This window comes from Wolbachia endosymbiont (group B) of Cyclophora punctaria, assembly GCF_964028235.1.
Lineage (GTDB): Bacteria > Pseudomonadota > Alphaproteobacteria > Rickettsiales > Anaplasmataceae > Wolbachia.
The window spans coordinates 118,637-134,000 of the sequence record NZ_OZ034749.1; the positions used below are offsets into that span (position 1 = coordinate 118,637).

The 15,364-nt window shown below is 34.1% G+C and carries 14 protein-coding genes; 4 read left to right on the forward strand and 10 right to left on the reverse strand.

All coding sequences use genetic code 11. The annotated features are described in order from the left end of the window. Position 1: 1 nt before the first annotated feature. The 7 genes from ABWU33_RS00660 to ABWU33_RS00690 form a co-directional block, all read right to left on the reverse strand. A complete protein-coding gene (locus ABWU33_RS00660; protein WP_211907501.1) occupies positions 2 to 763 on the reverse strand; it encodes a cytochrome c1 in 762 nt (253 codons plus the stop codon). Next, positions 763 to 1,989 carry a cytochrome b gene (locus ABWU33_RS00665; protein ID WP_211907500.1) on the reverse strand — a complete coding sequence of 409 codons (1,227 nt, stop codon included), beginning with the start codon at positions 1,987 to 1,989 and terminating at the stop codon, positions 763 to 765. The genes ABWU33_RS00660 and ABWU33_RS00665 overlap by 1 nt, the downstream gene beginning before the upstream one ends. A 130-nt stretch (positions 1,990 to 2,119) precedes the next feature. Then, positions 2,120 to 3,292 (reverse strand): ankyrin repeat domain-containing protein, encoded by a 1,173-nt coding sequence (locus ABWU33_RS00670; RefSeq protein WP_353280817.1) that lies wholly within the window; start codon positions 3,290 to 3,292, stop codon positions 2,120 to 2,122. A gap of 275 nt (positions 3,293 to 3,567) precedes the next feature. After that, positions 3,568 to 4,737 carry an ankyrin repeat domain-containing protein gene (locus ABWU33_RS00675; RefSeq protein WP_353280818.1) on the reverse strand — a complete coding sequence of 390 codons (1,170 nt, stop codon included), beginning with the start codon at positions 4,735 to 4,737 and terminating at the stop codon, positions 3,568 to 3,570. 259 nt (positions 4,738 to 4,996) lie between these two features. Beyond that, the gene (locus ABWU33_RS00680; protein WP_353280820.1) at positions 4,997 to 6,037 is read right to left on the reverse strand and encodes an ankyrin repeat domain-containing protein; all 1,041 of its coding nucleotides are present in this window, start codon (positions 6,035 to 6,037) and stop codon (positions 4,997 to 4,999) included. Positions 6,038 to 6,294: 257 nt separating this feature from the next. Then, entirely contained in the window at positions 6,295 to 7,374 is a 1,080-nt protein-coding gene (locus ABWU33_RS00685) for an ankyrin repeat domain-containing protein (RefSeq protein ID WP_353280821.1), read from the reverse strand. Positions 7,375 to 7,464: 90 nt separating this feature from the next. After that, on the reverse strand, positions 7,465 to 7,743 hold the full coding sequence (locus ABWU33_RS00690) for a J domain-containing protein (RefSeq protein ID WP_353280823.1): 279 nt from the start codon (positions 7,741 to 7,743) through the stop codon (positions 7,465 to 7,467). 142 nt (positions 7,744 to 7,885) lie between these two features. Here ABWU33_RS00690 and ABWU33_RS00695 point away from each other — a divergent pair, with 142 nt between their 5' ends. Together ABWU33_RS00695 and hisS are read left to right on the forward strand one after the other, a co-directional pair. After that, a complete protein-coding gene (locus ABWU33_RS00695) occupies positions 7,886 to 8,458 on the forward strand; it encodes a NifU family protein (RefSeq protein WP_211907497.1) in 573 nt (190 codons plus the stop codon). Further along, positions 8,455 to 9,678, forward strand: coding sequence for a histidine--tRNA ligase (gene hisS, locus ABWU33_RS00700; protein WP_211907496.1), 1,224 nt, complete (start codon positions 8,455 to 8,457; stop codon positions 9,676 to 9,678). Before ABWU33_RS00695 ends, hisS begins: the two co-directional genes overlap by 4 nt. On the opposite strand, the gene surE is transcribed toward hisS, so the two are convergent. Both surE and ABWU33_RS00710 read right to left on the reverse strand, forming a co-directional pair. After that, positions 9,675 to 10,445, reverse strand: a complete 771-nt coding sequence (surE, locus tag ABWU33_RS00705) for a 5'/3'-nucleotidase SurE (RefSeq protein ID WP_250120102.1) — start codon at positions 10,443 to 10,445, stop codon at positions 9,675 to 9,677. The two genes, hisS and surE, sit on opposite strands and share 4 nt — an antisense overlap. 202 nt (positions 10,446 to 10,647) lie before the next feature. Then, positions 10,648 to 12,057 (reverse strand): hypothetical protein, encoded by a 1,410-nt coding sequence (locus tag ABWU33_RS00710; protein ID WP_353280826.1) that lies wholly within the window; start codon positions 12,055 to 12,057, stop codon positions 10,648 to 10,650. Positions 12,058 to 12,202: 145 nt separating this feature from the next. Here ABWU33_RS00710 and ABWU33_RS00715 point away from each other — a divergent pair, with 145 nt between their 5' ends. Next, positions 12,203 to 13,477 carry an APC family permease gene (locus ABWU33_RS00715; RefSeq protein WP_353280828.1) on the forward strand — a complete coding sequence of 425 codons (1,275 nt, stop codon included), beginning with the start codon at positions 12,203 to 12,205 and terminating at the stop codon, positions 13,475 to 13,477. A gap of 70 nt (positions 13,478 to 13,547) precedes the next feature. Then, the gene (locus tag ABWU33_RS00720) at positions 13,548 to 14,834 is read left to right on the forward strand and encodes an APC family permease (RefSeq protein WP_211907492.1); all 1,287 of its coding nucleotides are present in this window, start codon (positions 13,548 to 13,550) and stop codon (positions 14,832 to 14,834) included. Positions 14,835 to 14,862: 28 nt separating this feature from the next. Here ABWU33_RS00720 and ABWU33_RS00725 read toward each other — a convergent pair whose 3' ends face one another. Further along, on the reverse strand, positions 14,863 to 15,288 hold the full coding sequence (locus ABWU33_RS00725; protein ID WP_353280830.1) for a hypothetical protein: 426 nt from the start codon (positions 15,286 to 15,288) through the stop codon (positions 14,863 to 14,865). Between the last annotated feature and the right edge of the window lie 76 nt (positions 15,289 to 15,364).

A 15,364-nucleotide genomic window follows, 5' to 3' on the forward strand; every position in this document is an offset into this window, starting at 1 on the left:
TCTATTTTCCTTTTTTATAGAGTTGGCTCCAAACTCTATTGTTAGTGAGAACAAAAAATACCGTCAAAGTTATAAAATATGTCACTATTTTTAGCCCAAGTTTATGTCGGCGCTCCAGTTCTGGCTCTGCTGCCCATTGTAAGAAATTTACCACATCATATGCCATATTTTCAACTGTGGCTTGCCTTGTACCATCATATTCTACCATTCCTTCAGAGAGTGGTGGTGCCATAGCTAACCTGCCTGTTGAAAAATATGGATTAAAATATAAACCGTTCTCATCATGTTCACCGTTTTGATAACCAATTAGTAGTGAATAGACATAATTTGCACCATCATGTCTTGCTTTGACAATTAATGATAAGTCCGGTGGAATTGCTCCATTGTTGCTTGCTGCAGCTGCTTCTTTTGTATCAAAAGGTGCAATAAAATAATCCGAAGACACTCCCGGTCTATCAAACATTTCACCCAAATCATTCGGACCATCTTTAACTTGGTAAGAGGCTGCAATTTGTTTTACATCCTCTTCAGAAAAACCAACATCTTGCAAATTACGAAACGCTATTCTATTCATTGAATGGCAAGCAGCACAGACTTCCTTGTATACTTTATAGCCACGCTGAATTGACTCTCTATCGAAAGATCCAGTAATTCCATCAAAACTCCAGTCGATTTTCTTATTTGGTAAAGGTTTAAACTCCTCTGCAGACAAAGAATTAGTGAGAAATAATATACAAAATACAGCAACTTTAACCAACAGCATCACTTCATCTCCGGAACGGAATCGCTTATTGTTTTTGGTAATTTTTTTGGTTTCTCATACTTACTAAGTAAAGGTAAAACTATCACAAAATATGAAAAATAATAAAGAGTTGAGAGCCTACTTAAAGTAATATAAGGCTCTTTAACTTCCTGCCCCCCAAGCCAAGCAAGAAATGCAAAATTTATTGCAAAAACCCAAAAAAATTTCTTAAATAATGGGCGATAAGCACCACTTTTAACCTTTGATTTATCAAGCCAAGGCAAAAGAAACCAAACTAAAATAGATCCAAACATGGTAAGTACACCAATAAGCTTATTTGGAATTGAGCGCAACATCGCATAAAAAGGTAGGAAATACCACTCTGGTACTATGTGTACTGGAGTTACCATAGGATCAGCTTCTATATAATTATCAGGATGACCAAGATAATTAGGGGCATAAAAAACAAATCCAAACAAAATTATAAAAAATAAACCAAAAGTTATGCAGTCCTTTGCTATATAATAAGGATAAAAAGGAATAGTGTCCTTACCTGACCTTACTTCTATTCCACTTGGGTTATTAGAGCCAAATCTATGCAGAGCAACAACATGCAACATAGCTAAAGCAATAATAATGAAGGGCAGAAGATAATGAAGGGCAAAAAAACGATTAAGTGTTGGGTTATCAACGGAAAAACCACCCCACAACCATATAACTATTTTATTGCCAATTAAAGGTATGGCTGAAAATAAGTTAGTTATAACTGTTGCACCCCAAAAGCTCATTTGTCCCCATGGAAGAACATACCCCATAAAGGCAGTTGCCATCATTGCAAAAAATATAAATATGCCAATAAACCACACCATTTCTCGCGGTCTCTTATAAGATCCGTAATATAATCCACGCATGATATGAACATAGACCACCATAAAGAAGAGTGACGCCCCAACAGCATGAGTATAACGTATCAGCCATCCATAACTTACGTCACGCATTATACGCTCCACACTATTAAATGCATGATCAACATGCGGAGTGTAGTGCATGGCAAGAAATATACCTGTTATTATCTGCAAAATTAGTGCTATACCAGCCAAAGAACCAAAATTCCAAGCATAATTTAAATTTTTTGGTACTTGATAAGAAGCGGTATGTTTTAGAAAAGAAAATATAGGCAGTCTATACTCTATCCAACCTAATATACCTTTTTCTTCTGTTATTTCTTTCTTGCTATCATCTTCCATAACTTAAAGTTTTTTCATCTTAACTCATTTTATTGTAACAACTTACCTACAACGCACAATAAAAAGTTTAATTTAAATAATAGATTTCACGAAAACAAGCACTAAGACTTGAGTGCTTGTTTTAACTGATTTAGAGGGATTTTTGATGACATACACCTTTAGATATTGTTGAATTGCTTAATAAACTTCGAGGACATTGATCAAGTTTTTCAAACTCACTAATTACCATCTTAATATCCCTTTCTATAGCACTAACCTTTCTTTCTCTAATTTGCTCCAATGTCAAAAGTGAATCATCCAATGGTCTTGAATATTTCCTCCCGATAAACTTTCTGATTACCACGTCAGCTAGCAGAGCTGTTCCATTAAAATCAACTTGCGAAAAATCAATTGGGCTTCCAGTCAAATGTGCAACAGATTGCTGTGCGGGAGGTAAAGCAGGGGCACTCTGAAATAAGCTACTGAGTGCAGCAGTTGTTGAAGTTCCCATCCAACTAAATACACTATTAATAAAAGAAGAAGGCCTTACTGCACTGCTTGGTGCAGGATCTGGATTTACATTGATACTCTCTGCCTCTGCAGCAATTTCTTTTATCGTTTTACCTGGATAAAATAACTTAACATAATCTGATGGTGTCTCGTTCCTTATATTCTTAACATTATCAATATCAGCACCATTATCGTATAATAGCTTAATTATTTTTGGACGTTTTGAACTAATAGCCAAATATATAGGTGTTTGTCCCTGTTCGTTTTGAACATTGACATTAGCACGATATTCAATAAGAAGCTCAACTATTCTTGAGTAGTTTTTTTCAATAGCAGCATGTAGGCATGAATTTTGTGAATAAGCAAGAAGATCAAATTTGCCGTTTGGGCTAGCACCATGTTTAAGTAAGACCTCCACTTTTTCCGGACTATTCTTGTCTATAACCCAACCTACAAGAGTGCGTTTTTTATCAGCATATGAAAAATAACCACTAATGCTTGCTCCTTTATCGATTAGAAGCTCTATCATTTCTGTGGTGCCCTTTGTAACAGCATAGTATATAGGAGGCAAACGAAAAAAGTCCTCAATATTAACATCTGCGCCATTCTCAATTAAAAACCTCATCATTTCTAAATCTTGTTTACTAACAGCAATCGATAAAGGTGAGTTACCATTTCTATCTTTAGAGTTAATAACATTAGTAGTATGTGTCTTTCCTTCTCTAATATACTTCTCAGCTTTTTGAAAATCATGTTCCTTTACTGCAGAACGTAGCCCGTCTCTCCATTTTTCAACTTCTGTTTTTGTAACCATAACCCCTCCTAAAGAGTAAAACTTTTGATTGTATATCACATAATTTATGCATATACTAGTAAAATTTATATGTAAAGCTAAAGAAATTCCACAACGCAAGAGATTATTTATTTCATTGTGTATACCGTGCTACATTTAGTTTTTGTACAAAACGCTATAAGTTTCCTTAATTTACTTAAATTTCGTAGCAGCTTATTCCCAACATATAAGAGCTTAAACTTAAAGAGGATTATACGAAAATAAGCACTCGAATTAGAGTGCTTAGTTTAACTGATTTAAAGGGACTTTTGATGCATACCTTTAGATATCGTAAAATTGCTTAATGAACTTTCAGGACATTGATAAAGTTTTTTACACTTACTAAGTGCTGTCTCGAAGTTTTTTTCTATAGTGTTAAGCTTTCTTTCTCTAATTTCTTCTATTGTGAGAAGTGAATTGTCCAGTGTCCTTGAATATTTTTTTCCTGTGAACTTATTTATTGCTGCGGCAGTTAGCAGAATTATTCCATTACAATCAACTTGTGAAGAACTAATTGGGCTACCATCTAAGTGGTCAACAGATTGCTGTGCAGGAGGTAAAGCAGGAGCACTGCTGAATAAGTCGCTGAGTGTGTCAGTGGTTACCCAACTAAATATACTATTGATAAAAGAAGAAGGTTTTACTGCGCCGCTTGTGATGCTGCTAGCTTCTTTAAAATCTGCTCTGGTAGGAGTGGAGGAAGAGTTCACTGTGCTACTTGCCAAGTTTTTGGTATTACTAACTTCCAATGCTATCTTAATTGCTTTGGTAGGGGATAATTGAATACTCGCTGCACTACTTACCGAATCTGTGCCCTTGTTAGCGTCTAACCCTACCTTAATACCTGCTTTTATAGAAGTTAATTTTGCTTCACAGTCAGCTTCAGTAGCACTGCTCAATACAGATTCTATTTTTTGAATTTCACTACTACTACATTCATCTTTTCTAGCATTTCCAACAACATCTAATGCTGTTTTGCCGTAACGACTTTGAATACTAGCATCAGCACCTCTACAGAGTAGGAGTTTTACCATATCTAAATGACAATCATTAGATGCTAAGTACAAAGGTGTAAAGCCTTTATAATTTGTAGCATTGATGTTAGCATCACGATCAAGTAAAAACTTTGCTATTTCTAGTTTGTCATGTCTAGCAGCAATGTGCAAGGGAGTACTCAAATATCGATTACTAATAGTAGTATTAACATCAGCACCGCTGTTACATAAAAACTCTAATATCTTTAAATTACCCAAGAGAGTAGCATGATGTATAGGTTTCATATAGTATCTTTCATAATTCAAAACTTCATTTTTTATTTGTTTATACTCTATCTCTTTAATACATTCTTTAACTTTCTGAAAATCACCTCTGCTTATAGCAGAAACTAATTTTCTTCCTAAAATCTCAATTATTTTTTGTTTTTCCATCAAATACCTCCTAAAAGAGAATGCTCCCGGCTTTATATCATGCAACTTAATATGTGCAAGCAAAATTTACAGAGAAAAATTTCAATAATTAAAAATTAGGTCTTCAGCAATCTACCACGTTAACTTTTGTACAAAATATGCTGAGCTTCATTATTCAAATTTTTTTGCTCTTAATGAGAAGCAATCTGCTTTAGAAAAGGAAATAAGGGATAAGTTTTGTAAACTAAGCACTCGAATTAGAGTGCTTAGTTTAACTGATTTAAAGGGACTTTTGATGCATACCTTTAGATATCGTTAAATTACTTAATGAACTTTCAGGACATTGATAAAGTTTTTCACACTTACTAAGTGCTGTCTCGAAGTTTTTTTCTATAGTGTTAAGCTTTCTTTCTCTAACTTCTTCTATTGTGAGAAGTGAATCTTCTAGTAGGCTTGAGTATTTTTTCCCTGTGAACTTTCTGATCATTACATCAGTTAGTAGAGCTGTTCCATTAAAATCAACTTGTGAAGAACCAATTGGGCTACCATCTAAGTGGTCAACAGATTGCTGTGCAGAAGGTAAAGCAGGAGCACTGCTGAATAAGCTGCTGAGTGTGGCAGTGGTTACCCAACTAAGTATATTATTAATAAAAGAAGAAGGTTTTACTGTGCCGCTTAACACACTTGTACTATTATGATAGCTAGAGTGATTACTCGCTTCTATTACCTTAGGATTTGCTCTAGAAGCTAATGTCTGACAATTAACTTCTTTATCAGCGCATTCTAATATAAATATTATTTTTTGCCTTGTATTACTAATACATATAGATTTTGGATCATCTCCCACAACATCTAGTGGTATTCTACCACCCGCATCTCTTATATAAATATTAGCATCATGCTTGATAAGAAGTTCCACCATTGCCACTTGGCAATGGAAAGACGCTAAGTGCAAAGGCACCTTACCCATTATATCTTGCAAATTGATCTGAGCATAACGACTAAGTAGAAGCTGTCCTGCATCTTCTCTGCCATATTCAGCAGCGACGTGCAATGCAACTCTCAAACTTTCACTACTAGCAGCATTAACATCGGCGCCGTTATTAACCAAAAACCTCAATATCTTGAAGCTATTTTCTTTCACAGCAAAACTTATAGGTTTCATACCGTATTTTTCACCAATAAAAATCTGCTTTCTTAGGTTCATGTACGCTGCACTTCTGATACATATGTTAGCTTTTAGAAGACTATGCTCTTTTATGGCAATAAATAACTCATCTATGAAGTTCTCAGTTTTTATCTTTCCTTGCATCTCTTTCATCAAATACCTCCTAAAAGACAACGTTCCCGATTTTGTATCACACAATTTGATATATACAAGTGAAATTTATAGAAAAATTTCAATAATTAAAAATTAGGTCTTCAGCAACCTACCACGTTAACTTTTGTACAAAATATGCTGAGCTTCATTATTCAAATTTTTTTGCTCTTAATGAGAAGCAATCTGCTTTAGAAAAGGAAATAAGGGATAAGTTTTGTAAACTAAGCACTCGAATTAGAGTGCTTAGTTTAACTGATTTAAAGGGACTTTTGATGCATACCTTTAGATATCGTAAAATTGCTTAATGAACTTTCAGGACATTGATAAAGTTTTTCACAACTACTAATTGCCGTCTCGAGTTTTTTTTCTATAATAGAAAGTCTTGTCAGAGGTGGATTGTCCAGTAGCCTTGAATACTTTTTCCCTGTGAACTTTTTGACCACTACATCAACTAGTAGAGCTATTGCATTAAAATCAACTTGTGAAGAACCAATTGGGCTACCAGCCAAGTGATCAACAGATTGCTGTGCAGGAAGTAAAGTAGGAGCACTGCTGAATAAGCCATTGAGTGTGGCAGTGGTTACCCAACTAAATATACTATTAATAAAAGAAAAAGGTTTTACTGCACTGCTTGGTGCAGGATCTGGAGTATCAACAGCTTCCAATCCTATCTTAGTATTTGCCCTGGTGGAGGCTGAGAAAGGGTTCGCTGTACTACTTGCTGCATCTGGAGTATCAACAGCTTCTAATTCTAACTTAGTATTTATTCTAGCAGAGAGTAATAGTTCTGTACAATTATTTTTATGAAATTTTGATAAATCTAAGTATATTTTGCTCATGTCACAGCCATCACTGCAAAAACTTTCATAACCTGGTATAACCTCAAATGCCGTTTTGCCATTTGCATTTCTAATATTAACATTAATAATGTTATTATTGAGCAGAAGATTCGCGATATCTAATCGACAATAAAAAAAGGCTAAGTGTAAAGCTGTAAAACCTTGTATTACTTGGGAAGTGGTACTACTAGTACAATGATATATCATTTCTTTTATTTCTGTTTTGCTACTCATGGTAGTAACGTACGAGTAAGGAACAAGACATCCATCACTAACAGCATTAATATTAGCATTATTTTTAAGCAAAAACCGCACTATCTCTAAGCTACCTTTATAAACAGCAAGATGTATAGGTGCCATACCATCTTTTTTACCATTAATAATCTCTTTTTCTTTATTTATATATCTTGCCTTTTTAACATATCTTTTAACTTTCTTAATATTAAGCTCATCTATAGCCGCAAATAAATTCTTTCTCAATCTCTCAAGTTTTTTCATCAAATACCTCCTAAAGAATAATGTTTCCGGCTTTATATCATGCAACTTAATATGTACAAGCAAAATTTACAGAGAAAACAATGGTTAAAATTAGGTCTTCATCAACCTATCACGTGCTGCGTTTAACTTTTGTGCAAAATATTCCGATCCTCCCTTGTCTGGATGGACCAGTTTCATTAAATTTTGGTATGCCTTATTGATTTCATTTTGGCTTGCCTCGGAATTCAGCCCCAGTATTTTTAATGCTTCATCTTTGGACATATTATCACCAGTGTAATTTTTGGTGTAACTTTTACTGCTGTTAAATTCGTTCAAAAACTTACTTAATATAGAGTTCATCATAAAACTTATGTTATTTCTCTTTGCCAAAAAGAGAAAAAATACAACAACGCTAGGTAAAACAAACGTGATTATTGTGAATATCAAAAAAAGGAAGAAGATGAATGACATGTATATTTTTTTATCATTTTATGATTAAATAGTAACAATTATAATTGTCATGGTAAATAACATGTTTATCCAGATTGAAGAAACACCAAACCCAAACACGCTGAAATTTCTTCCTGGTTTTGAAATTCTGAGCGAAGGAGAAACAGCTGATTTTTCAAATGCAGATGAAATAAAGAACTCCAAACTAGCAGTAAATCTTTTTCAAATAGAACATGTTGTAAGAGTATTTTTTGGTCATGATTTTATTTCGGTAACAAAATCAGATAGAATGAATTGGGATATAGTAAAGGTGGAAATTTTAACTACAATTATGGATCACTTTACTTCTGGTGGAAAAGCATTTGATAAAGAAGGAGTAAGTGATAATAAAATGCTAGAGGAAGAATTCTTTAATGAAAATGATATAGAAATTGTAAATAGAATAAAAGAATTGATGGAAAGTTATATTAAACCTGCAGTTGCTCAAGATGGTGGTGATATCAAGTTCCGTGGCTATAAATACGGAATAGTTTACGTTGAACTGCAAGGAGCTTGCTCTGGGTGCCCAAGTGCTGCAATTACCTTAAAACAAGGAGTGCAGAATATGCTAAGCTATCACATACCAGAAGTTTCAGGTATAGAGACTATGCTATGACTAATCAAACAGTTAGAGGAACGAAAGATCTTCTGTTTGATGAATGGTATAAATTTAAATACATAGAGCAAACAGCAAATAGAATCTCAAGTTTATACGGCTTTTTAACTGTTCAAACTCCGATATTTGAATACACAGAAGTCTTTACAAAGACTTTAGGTGATAGCTCAGATATTATCACTAAAGAGATGTATACTTTTATTGATAAAGGGGGAAAGAGCATAACTCTGCGTCCTGAGTTCACTGCAGCTATTGTTAGGTTACTCATTGAAAAAAAACTGCAAACACCAATAAAATTATTCTCAACAGGACCTACATTCCGCTATGAAAGACCACAAAAAGGACGACAAAGACAATTTCATCAGATAAATTTTGAGGTTTTTGGTATAGAAGATCTAAGAGTTGATATTGAATTGATATCACTTGCTCAGCACCTACTAACTGAATTTGGCATCAATAGGAATGTAAAACTAGAAATTAATTCTTTGGGCGATGGTGAAACAATAACTAAATATAGAGAAGCTTTGATATCGTATTTAAAAAAGTTTCAAAATGACCTATCAGAAGATAGTCAAAATAGATTGATTAAAAATCCACTCAGAATATTAGACTCTAAGGATAAGACAGATAAAGAAATAATCTCTGACGCACCAAAAATCAGTGATTATTATACAAAAGAATCTTCATATTTCTTTGACCAGGTGTTAAATGGACTGCAAGCTCTTGGCATACCTTACACTGTAGATAGCAAATTAGTTCGAGGTCTAGACTATTATTGTCACACAGTATTTGAATTTGTCACAGAAGATTTAGGTGCACAAGGGGCAGTTTTTGCCGGTGGAAGATACGATAATCTAGTATCTTCAGTAGGTGGAAAACACACTCCAGCGATAGGATTTGCAGGAGGTATTGAACGCATAATGGAGTTAATCAATTATTCTCCGAAAGAAGAGCGACCTATTTACCTAATTCCAATTGGTAGAGAGGCTGGAGAACATGCTCTAACACTTGCAAATGAATTACGCAGGAATGGTTTATACGTAGCTTATGAACATAGTGGAACTCTAAAAACCCGAATGAAAAAAGCAAATCAAGCAAATGCAAAAGTTGTATTAATCTTTGGTGATGAAGAGCTAAGCAGTAAAACTTTAAAAATTAAAAACATGGACACGGGTGAAGAAAAAATGATTGCTCGCGATAAAATCGTAGAAAATATCTAATCAGAAGCAATAGGAGTGTTAGCTATAGAAGAAAATTCCTCTGCATAAGAATTTTTCATAGCATTTAATATATCATAATCTGTAAAATCTAATTTTATTGGTGTAATAGTAATAAAACCTCCTTTTATTTTATTTATACTACCATTGCCTGAGTGCTCTCGAGACCAATTTAAGCTCAAAGAACCATTCAAGTTTTCAGTAAAAGTTAAATCACCATCAATGTTATATTCACCTTGTTCAGCAAATTCGACCCCTTTCACTTTTTCTGTAGCAGGAAAATTTATACTCATCACTATATCTTTAGGCCAACCAACTTTCATTAGCTTGGCAATAACCTTTGGTGCAAAAATCTTTGTATTGTTCCAGTCTATTTTACCATGATAAACTTGGCTCAGCGCAATAGAAGGTATAGATCTTGCAGCACCTTCCATTGCAGCACCAATTGTGCCTGAATAACAAATATCATCTCCGACATTTGATCCAATATTTACTCCAGATAATATTAAGTCTGGTTTCTTATTCATAATTTTATTTAACGCGATAATAACACAATCTGCGGGAGTACCAGACACACTAAACTCCCTTTCACTATGTTGGTTTATTCTAATAGATTGTTTCACTGGGTAATCAAGAGATCTTGCAGATCCACTCCTGTCAGTATCTGGTGCCACTATCCATACTTCCGATGCAAAATTGTGTGCAATTTCTTTAAGTAGTCTTATTCCTTCACTGTCAAAACCATCATCATTTGTTATCAATATTATCATATTTAACACTCACCTATCAAAGTATACTAATGAGGTTTGAAGTTTCTTTTCATAACCATAACAAAGAACCTGCTACAAATCAATAAGGAAAAATTAGAAGGCGGCCAGATTGCCATCACCTAGGTTGCTGTGAGTTAATTGTAAATATCAATTTTAGCTTCACGCCTAACTCACAATCAAAATTTAGACAAGTCTTAGAGCTTTAAGCAGCAGAGAATCTTGTATGCCCTGCAAAAAATGCTTTCATCTTTTCAAGATAAGTAGATGGTTTTTCAGGGATTTCTATATTATCTATTACAGCACTTACTGCTTCCTTGATATCCTCATCTGTAATTAGTTCTTTCAATTTCTGCTTTATAGGACCCCTTCCAACTTCTTGGCCATATCTATTATAGTAATCGACATACAACTTATTAAAGACAAATTGCTTTGCCTCTTCCATCAACTTACCCATACTATCTTTTACTTCAGGATCCATACCATTCTCAAAGTAGAAATTGTTAAAATTATTCTTTAAAATCTTCATCTTTTTGCTTTCATAATGGTTGAGAAACTCTTCCGTAATGCTTGGCATTCTTTCGTATACTTGAGCATTTACCTCAACTGTAAAGTTATTTTTTGCTTCAAGGCAACTAAGCGAATAAATAATACGATTAAACATTCCAAGATGACATGCACCACTTCCTTCTTGTAAACGCATGAGTAACATGCATTTTAGTAAATCTACATCTAACTTTTGATTCTTGGCTGCAGCTAAAACTAAGTTTGCAGTTTGTGTTAGCGTTAATTCAGTTCTTGATTCTCTATAAGTTGCTCCATTGGAACCATTAAAGTTAAGATAAAGTTTTAATTGTTCTTTTTGATTCCCTGTCAACTCATCTGAATTATTTATGTAATCTTCAAACTCTTTATTGAGTACATTTGATTGATTCCCAAATTTCTGCTTTAAATCTTGAGCGCATTGGAGAATGCTATACTCAAAACTACTAGTATGGACGCTCTGACTGCCAGTACCTACATCACTTACATTAAACAAAAAGCTCATTTGCTTTACACTTAAACCCAGAGGCGAGAAGAGCTTTATTAATGGATACTTTATTAACTCAAGAAGTGCTACTGGGATCAATAATATAGTATTAATAAGCACTAAACATATTCTAAGACCCAACGCTCTACTATTTGATAATGTTCTGCTAAGCTCTGATATCTTCGATGAACAATACAAAAATGGTAATTGGATACAATATATTAAGTATATAGAAAAAAATAAAATCTTATCTTTCAACCCTATTGTCGGGTCATTATATACTTCAGAAAAAATGTTATCATCACTATTTTCATTTTTGAAAGATTGATAGCTACTTGTAATCTTTTCTGTAAAAATAGAACAGAGCTTATGCAGTCCGTAGCACAAAACACAAGTGGCAAGTAAAACTGCAAGTGTTCCAAAAGCAGCTAACACCTCACTTGAAGTTTTGGCAAGAAGGAATGCATAAAGCGCATCAATAAAGATCTCAAGTAAGTAGTCAAATAAAAAAATTGCTCCAATAGCAGCACCAACTAATAGAACATACCCACAAACAACCAAAAATGTTTTTAACCTCGGATTCATAAACCACTTCTTAATAACCTATTAATATACTCGTCATTATATGCTTAAATTAAAAAAATGCAAATTTTTATACAAAAAAGATCAATTGAAATTTTCGAGCTTCAGCTATATTGTTAATATATTCAGATAAAAATTAAACATTGTCGTGTCAAATAAAATAGGCTTTTTGGCTATTTTCGCCTTGGTGATCAGTAGCCAAATCGGCTCTGGAATTTTTATGCTCCCAATTAGCCTTGCACCATACGGCGCTTATAGCCTCATAAGCTGGGTTATATCAGGATTTGGTGCTATATCTCTTGCTTTAGTTTTTGCTTCACTCTGCGCAAAATTTCCAGAAACGGGTGGTCCTCATATTTATGTGAAACATGCCTTTGGCTCTACAGCAGCTTTTTTTGTTGGCTGGACATATTGGGTAAGCTCGTGGGTAAGCTCAACAGCTGTGACAATTGCAAGTATCGGTTATTTAGCCCCACTTTTTCATAATGATATACAAGATATACGTTTGCTTTTAGAAATAACATTGATTTTAGCTATTATGCTAATAAACTTAAGGGGAGTAACTACTGCTGGGCATGTTGAGCTTCTGCTGACCATTGTTAAAATTATTGCACTTCTCGCAATACCTATCGCAGGGTTGTTTTTCTTTGATAAAAATAATTTTATTGTAAGCGAGGAAGTATCAAACTTTACAATATCACAAACTCTTGCTCGTTCTACACTCCTTACTCTATGGTGTTTTATTGGACTTGAATCAGCAACAGCACCTGCAGGATCCGTCAATAATCCAGCTAAGACAATACCAAGAGCTATAGTGCTTGGAACAGTCTGTGTTGCTGTGATATATTTCATCAATAGTCTTTCAATTATGGGATTGATAAGTGGTAATGAACTAGCTAGTTCAAAAGCACCATATGTTGATGCGATAAAAATTATGTTTTCTGGTAATTGGCATTTAATTATTTCTGTTGTTGCCTTTATCGTTTCTGTAAGTAATTTAAATGCTTGGTTTTTAGCTGATGGACAGGTCACCTTAGGCCTTGCAAAAGACAAGTTAATGCCGCAATTTTTTGGCAAAAAAAATAAGCATGATGCTCCATTATGGGGAATAATACTCAGTACTTTGGGGGTGTTAGTTTTACTTATCCTAACGTCAAACAAAAGTTTTGCTGAGCAAGTAACTTCAATAATTGATATCTCTGTGGTGTCATTTTTGTTTATCTACTTAGCATGTAGCCTTGCTTTTCTCAAAGTTAATATACAAGACAAAAGCTACAGCAAATTTTTAATTGGAGGTGTGGCTGTATCTTTTTGCTGTTGGATAATATACGAGACTTCTATAAAAACATTGTTAATATCAAGTCTATTCCCTTTAAGCGGAACACTTATTTATCTACTTTGGTATCATAAACTAAAAACTTAACTTAAATTTTTTATTTGCTAAAATTCTTAAGCTATACTACTGGCTTACATTAATAGAATTAAGAGGTATTGTGTCAAATAAAATAGGTTTTTGGGCTGTTTTTGCTTTAGTCATTAGTAGTCAGATCGGCTCTGGGGTTTTTATGCTTCCAATTAGCCTTGCTCCATATGGCGCTTATAGCCTTATAAGTTGGATGATATCAGGAGCTGGTGCTGTGTCTCTTGCGCTAGTTTTTGCTACGCTATGTGCAAAGTTTCCAGAAACAGGAGGTCCTCACGTTTATGTGAAACATACTTTTGGTCCTGCTGCAGCGTTCTTTGTTGGTTGGACATATTGGGTAATCTCATGGGTTAGTACAACAGCTTTAATAGTTGTGGGTGTTGGCTATCTTACACCATTTTTCCATGAAGATATCAAAAGTATACGTTTATTTTTAGAGCTGTTGTTATTTACAATCATTACATTAATAAATTTAAGGGGAATAGCTACTGCAGGGCACGTTGAGTTTCTGCTCACGGTTGTGAAGGTTGCTGTATTGCTTGCAATACCTGTAGCAGCGTTGTTTTTTTTCGATAGAAATAATTTTATCATAAGTGAAGAAATATTAAGTCTTACAACATCGCAAATTCTTGCCCGCTCTACACTCCTTACTTTATGGTGTTTTATTGGACTTGAATTGGCAACAGCACCTGCAGGGTCAGTTGATAATCCAGCTAAAACTATACCAAAAGCTGTGGTGCTTGGCACAGTTTGTGTTGCTGTTATATATTTTATCAACAATTTTGCAATTATGGGATTGATCAATGGCAACAATTTAGCAAGTTCAAGAGCACCATATGTTGATGCGATAAAAATTATGTTTTCTGGTAATTGGCATTTAATTGTTTCTATAGTTGCATTCATTTTTTGTGTTGGCAGTCTAAACGCTTGGGTTTTATCTAGTGGACAAGTTGCTTTTGGTCTTGCAGAAGATAGACTAATGCCAAAATTCTTTGCTAAAAGGAACAAGCATGGCTCTCCTTTTTGGGGAATAACAGTTAGTTCAATTGGAACTGCAATTTTACTAATTCTCACTTCAAACAACAATTTTGCCCAGCAGATTACGTCGATTATTGACTTTTCTGTAATTTCATTTTTGTTCGTTTATCTTGCGTGCTGTTTTGCCTTTCTAAAGGTTATTATACAGGAGAGGAGTTGTTATAAGCTTTTAATTGGTAGCATAGCAACAACCTTTTGTTGTTGGGTGATATTAGAAACCCCTGTAGGTACTCTGCTGATTTCGAGCCTGTTCACTGCAAGTGGCATACCCATTTATTTATTTTGGTACTGCAAAACTTCTGTGCAACAAATTCAGTAGTGAGAGATACACTGTAAATGGTTAATATTTATGGGCCAAGATTTTTTTTCTCTTTATCTACTTGTTCAATATTACCATTCTCAAGTTTGCTACCTACTTCTTCTGTGCGTTTATTATCTATGTAGATCTCATTTTTTGCTTTATTAGAAAGACCTATTTGCGATTGCAGTTTTTTATACTCTTCTTTTTCAGGCGTGAAAATTTTCACTAAAAATCTTCCCATTATTGGTATTGAACTTAAAAAATCTCTTAATCCAAAAGATTCTTGCTTCTTGTTTGAAAGATGCTGGTCTATCTTAGAAATTTTCACACCATACTTTTTATCATCAAAATTTATCGCTGTCTTGCTTTTTTTCGAAAGAACATTTTGAATCTCTAATCTATTGACTTTTTCAGGCTTTTGAAATTCAGATACTGCAGGTTTGACCTTAGTGTCATCATGTTTTTTACTCATTTCATTCTACCATGCAATATTACTAGTATCTTATAATTATAACTAAATTATGGTTAATTGCAAGGGAAAAATATTA

Excerpts from the sequence above, each read along its gene's own strand:
- ABWU33_RS00660 (WP_211907501.1), bottom strand. The coding sequence starts at position 763 with ATGCTGTTGGTTAAAGTTGCTGTATTTTGTATATTATTTCTCACTAAT.
- ABWU33_RS00665 (WP_211907500.1), bottom strand. The coding sequence starts at position 1,989 with ATGGAAGATGATAGCAAGAAAGAAATAACAGAAGAAAAAGGTATATTA.
- ABWU33_RS00670 (WP_353280817.1), bottom strand. The coding sequence starts at position 3,292 with ATGGTTACAAAAACAGAAGTTGAAAAATGGAGAGACGGGCTACGTTCT.
- ABWU33_RS00675 (WP_353280818.1), bottom strand. The coding sequence starts at position 4,737 with ATGGAAAAACAAAAAATAATTGAGATTTTAGGAAGAAAATTAGTTTCT.
- ABWU33_RS00680 (WP_353280820.1), bottom strand. The coding sequence starts at position 6,037 with ATGAAAGAGATGCAAGGAAAGATAAAAACTGAGAACTTCATAGATGAG.
- ABWU33_RS00685 (WP_353280821.1), bottom strand. The coding sequence starts at position 7,374 with ATGAAAAAACTTGAGAGATTGAGAAAGAATTTATTTGCGGCTATAGAT.
- ABWU33_RS00695 (WP_211907497.1), top strand. The coding sequence starts at position 7,886 with ATGTTTATCCAGATTGAAGAAACACCAAACCCAAACACGCTGAAATTT.
- hisS (WP_211907496.1), top strand. The coding sequence starts at position 8,455 with ATGACTAATCAAACAGTTAGAGGAACGAAAGATCTTCTGTTTGATGAA.
- surE (WP_250120102.1), bottom strand. The coding sequence starts at position 10,445 with ATGATAATATTGATAACAAATGATGATGGTTTTGACAGTGAAGGAATA.
- ABWU33_RS00710 (WP_353280826.1), bottom strand. The coding sequence starts at position 12,057 with ATGAATCCGAGGTTAAAAACATTTTTGGTTGTTTGTGGGTATGTTCTA.
- ABWU33_RS00725 (WP_353280830.1), bottom strand. The coding sequence starts at position 15,288 with ATGAGTAAAAAACATGATGACACTAAGGTCAAACCTGCAGTATCTGAA.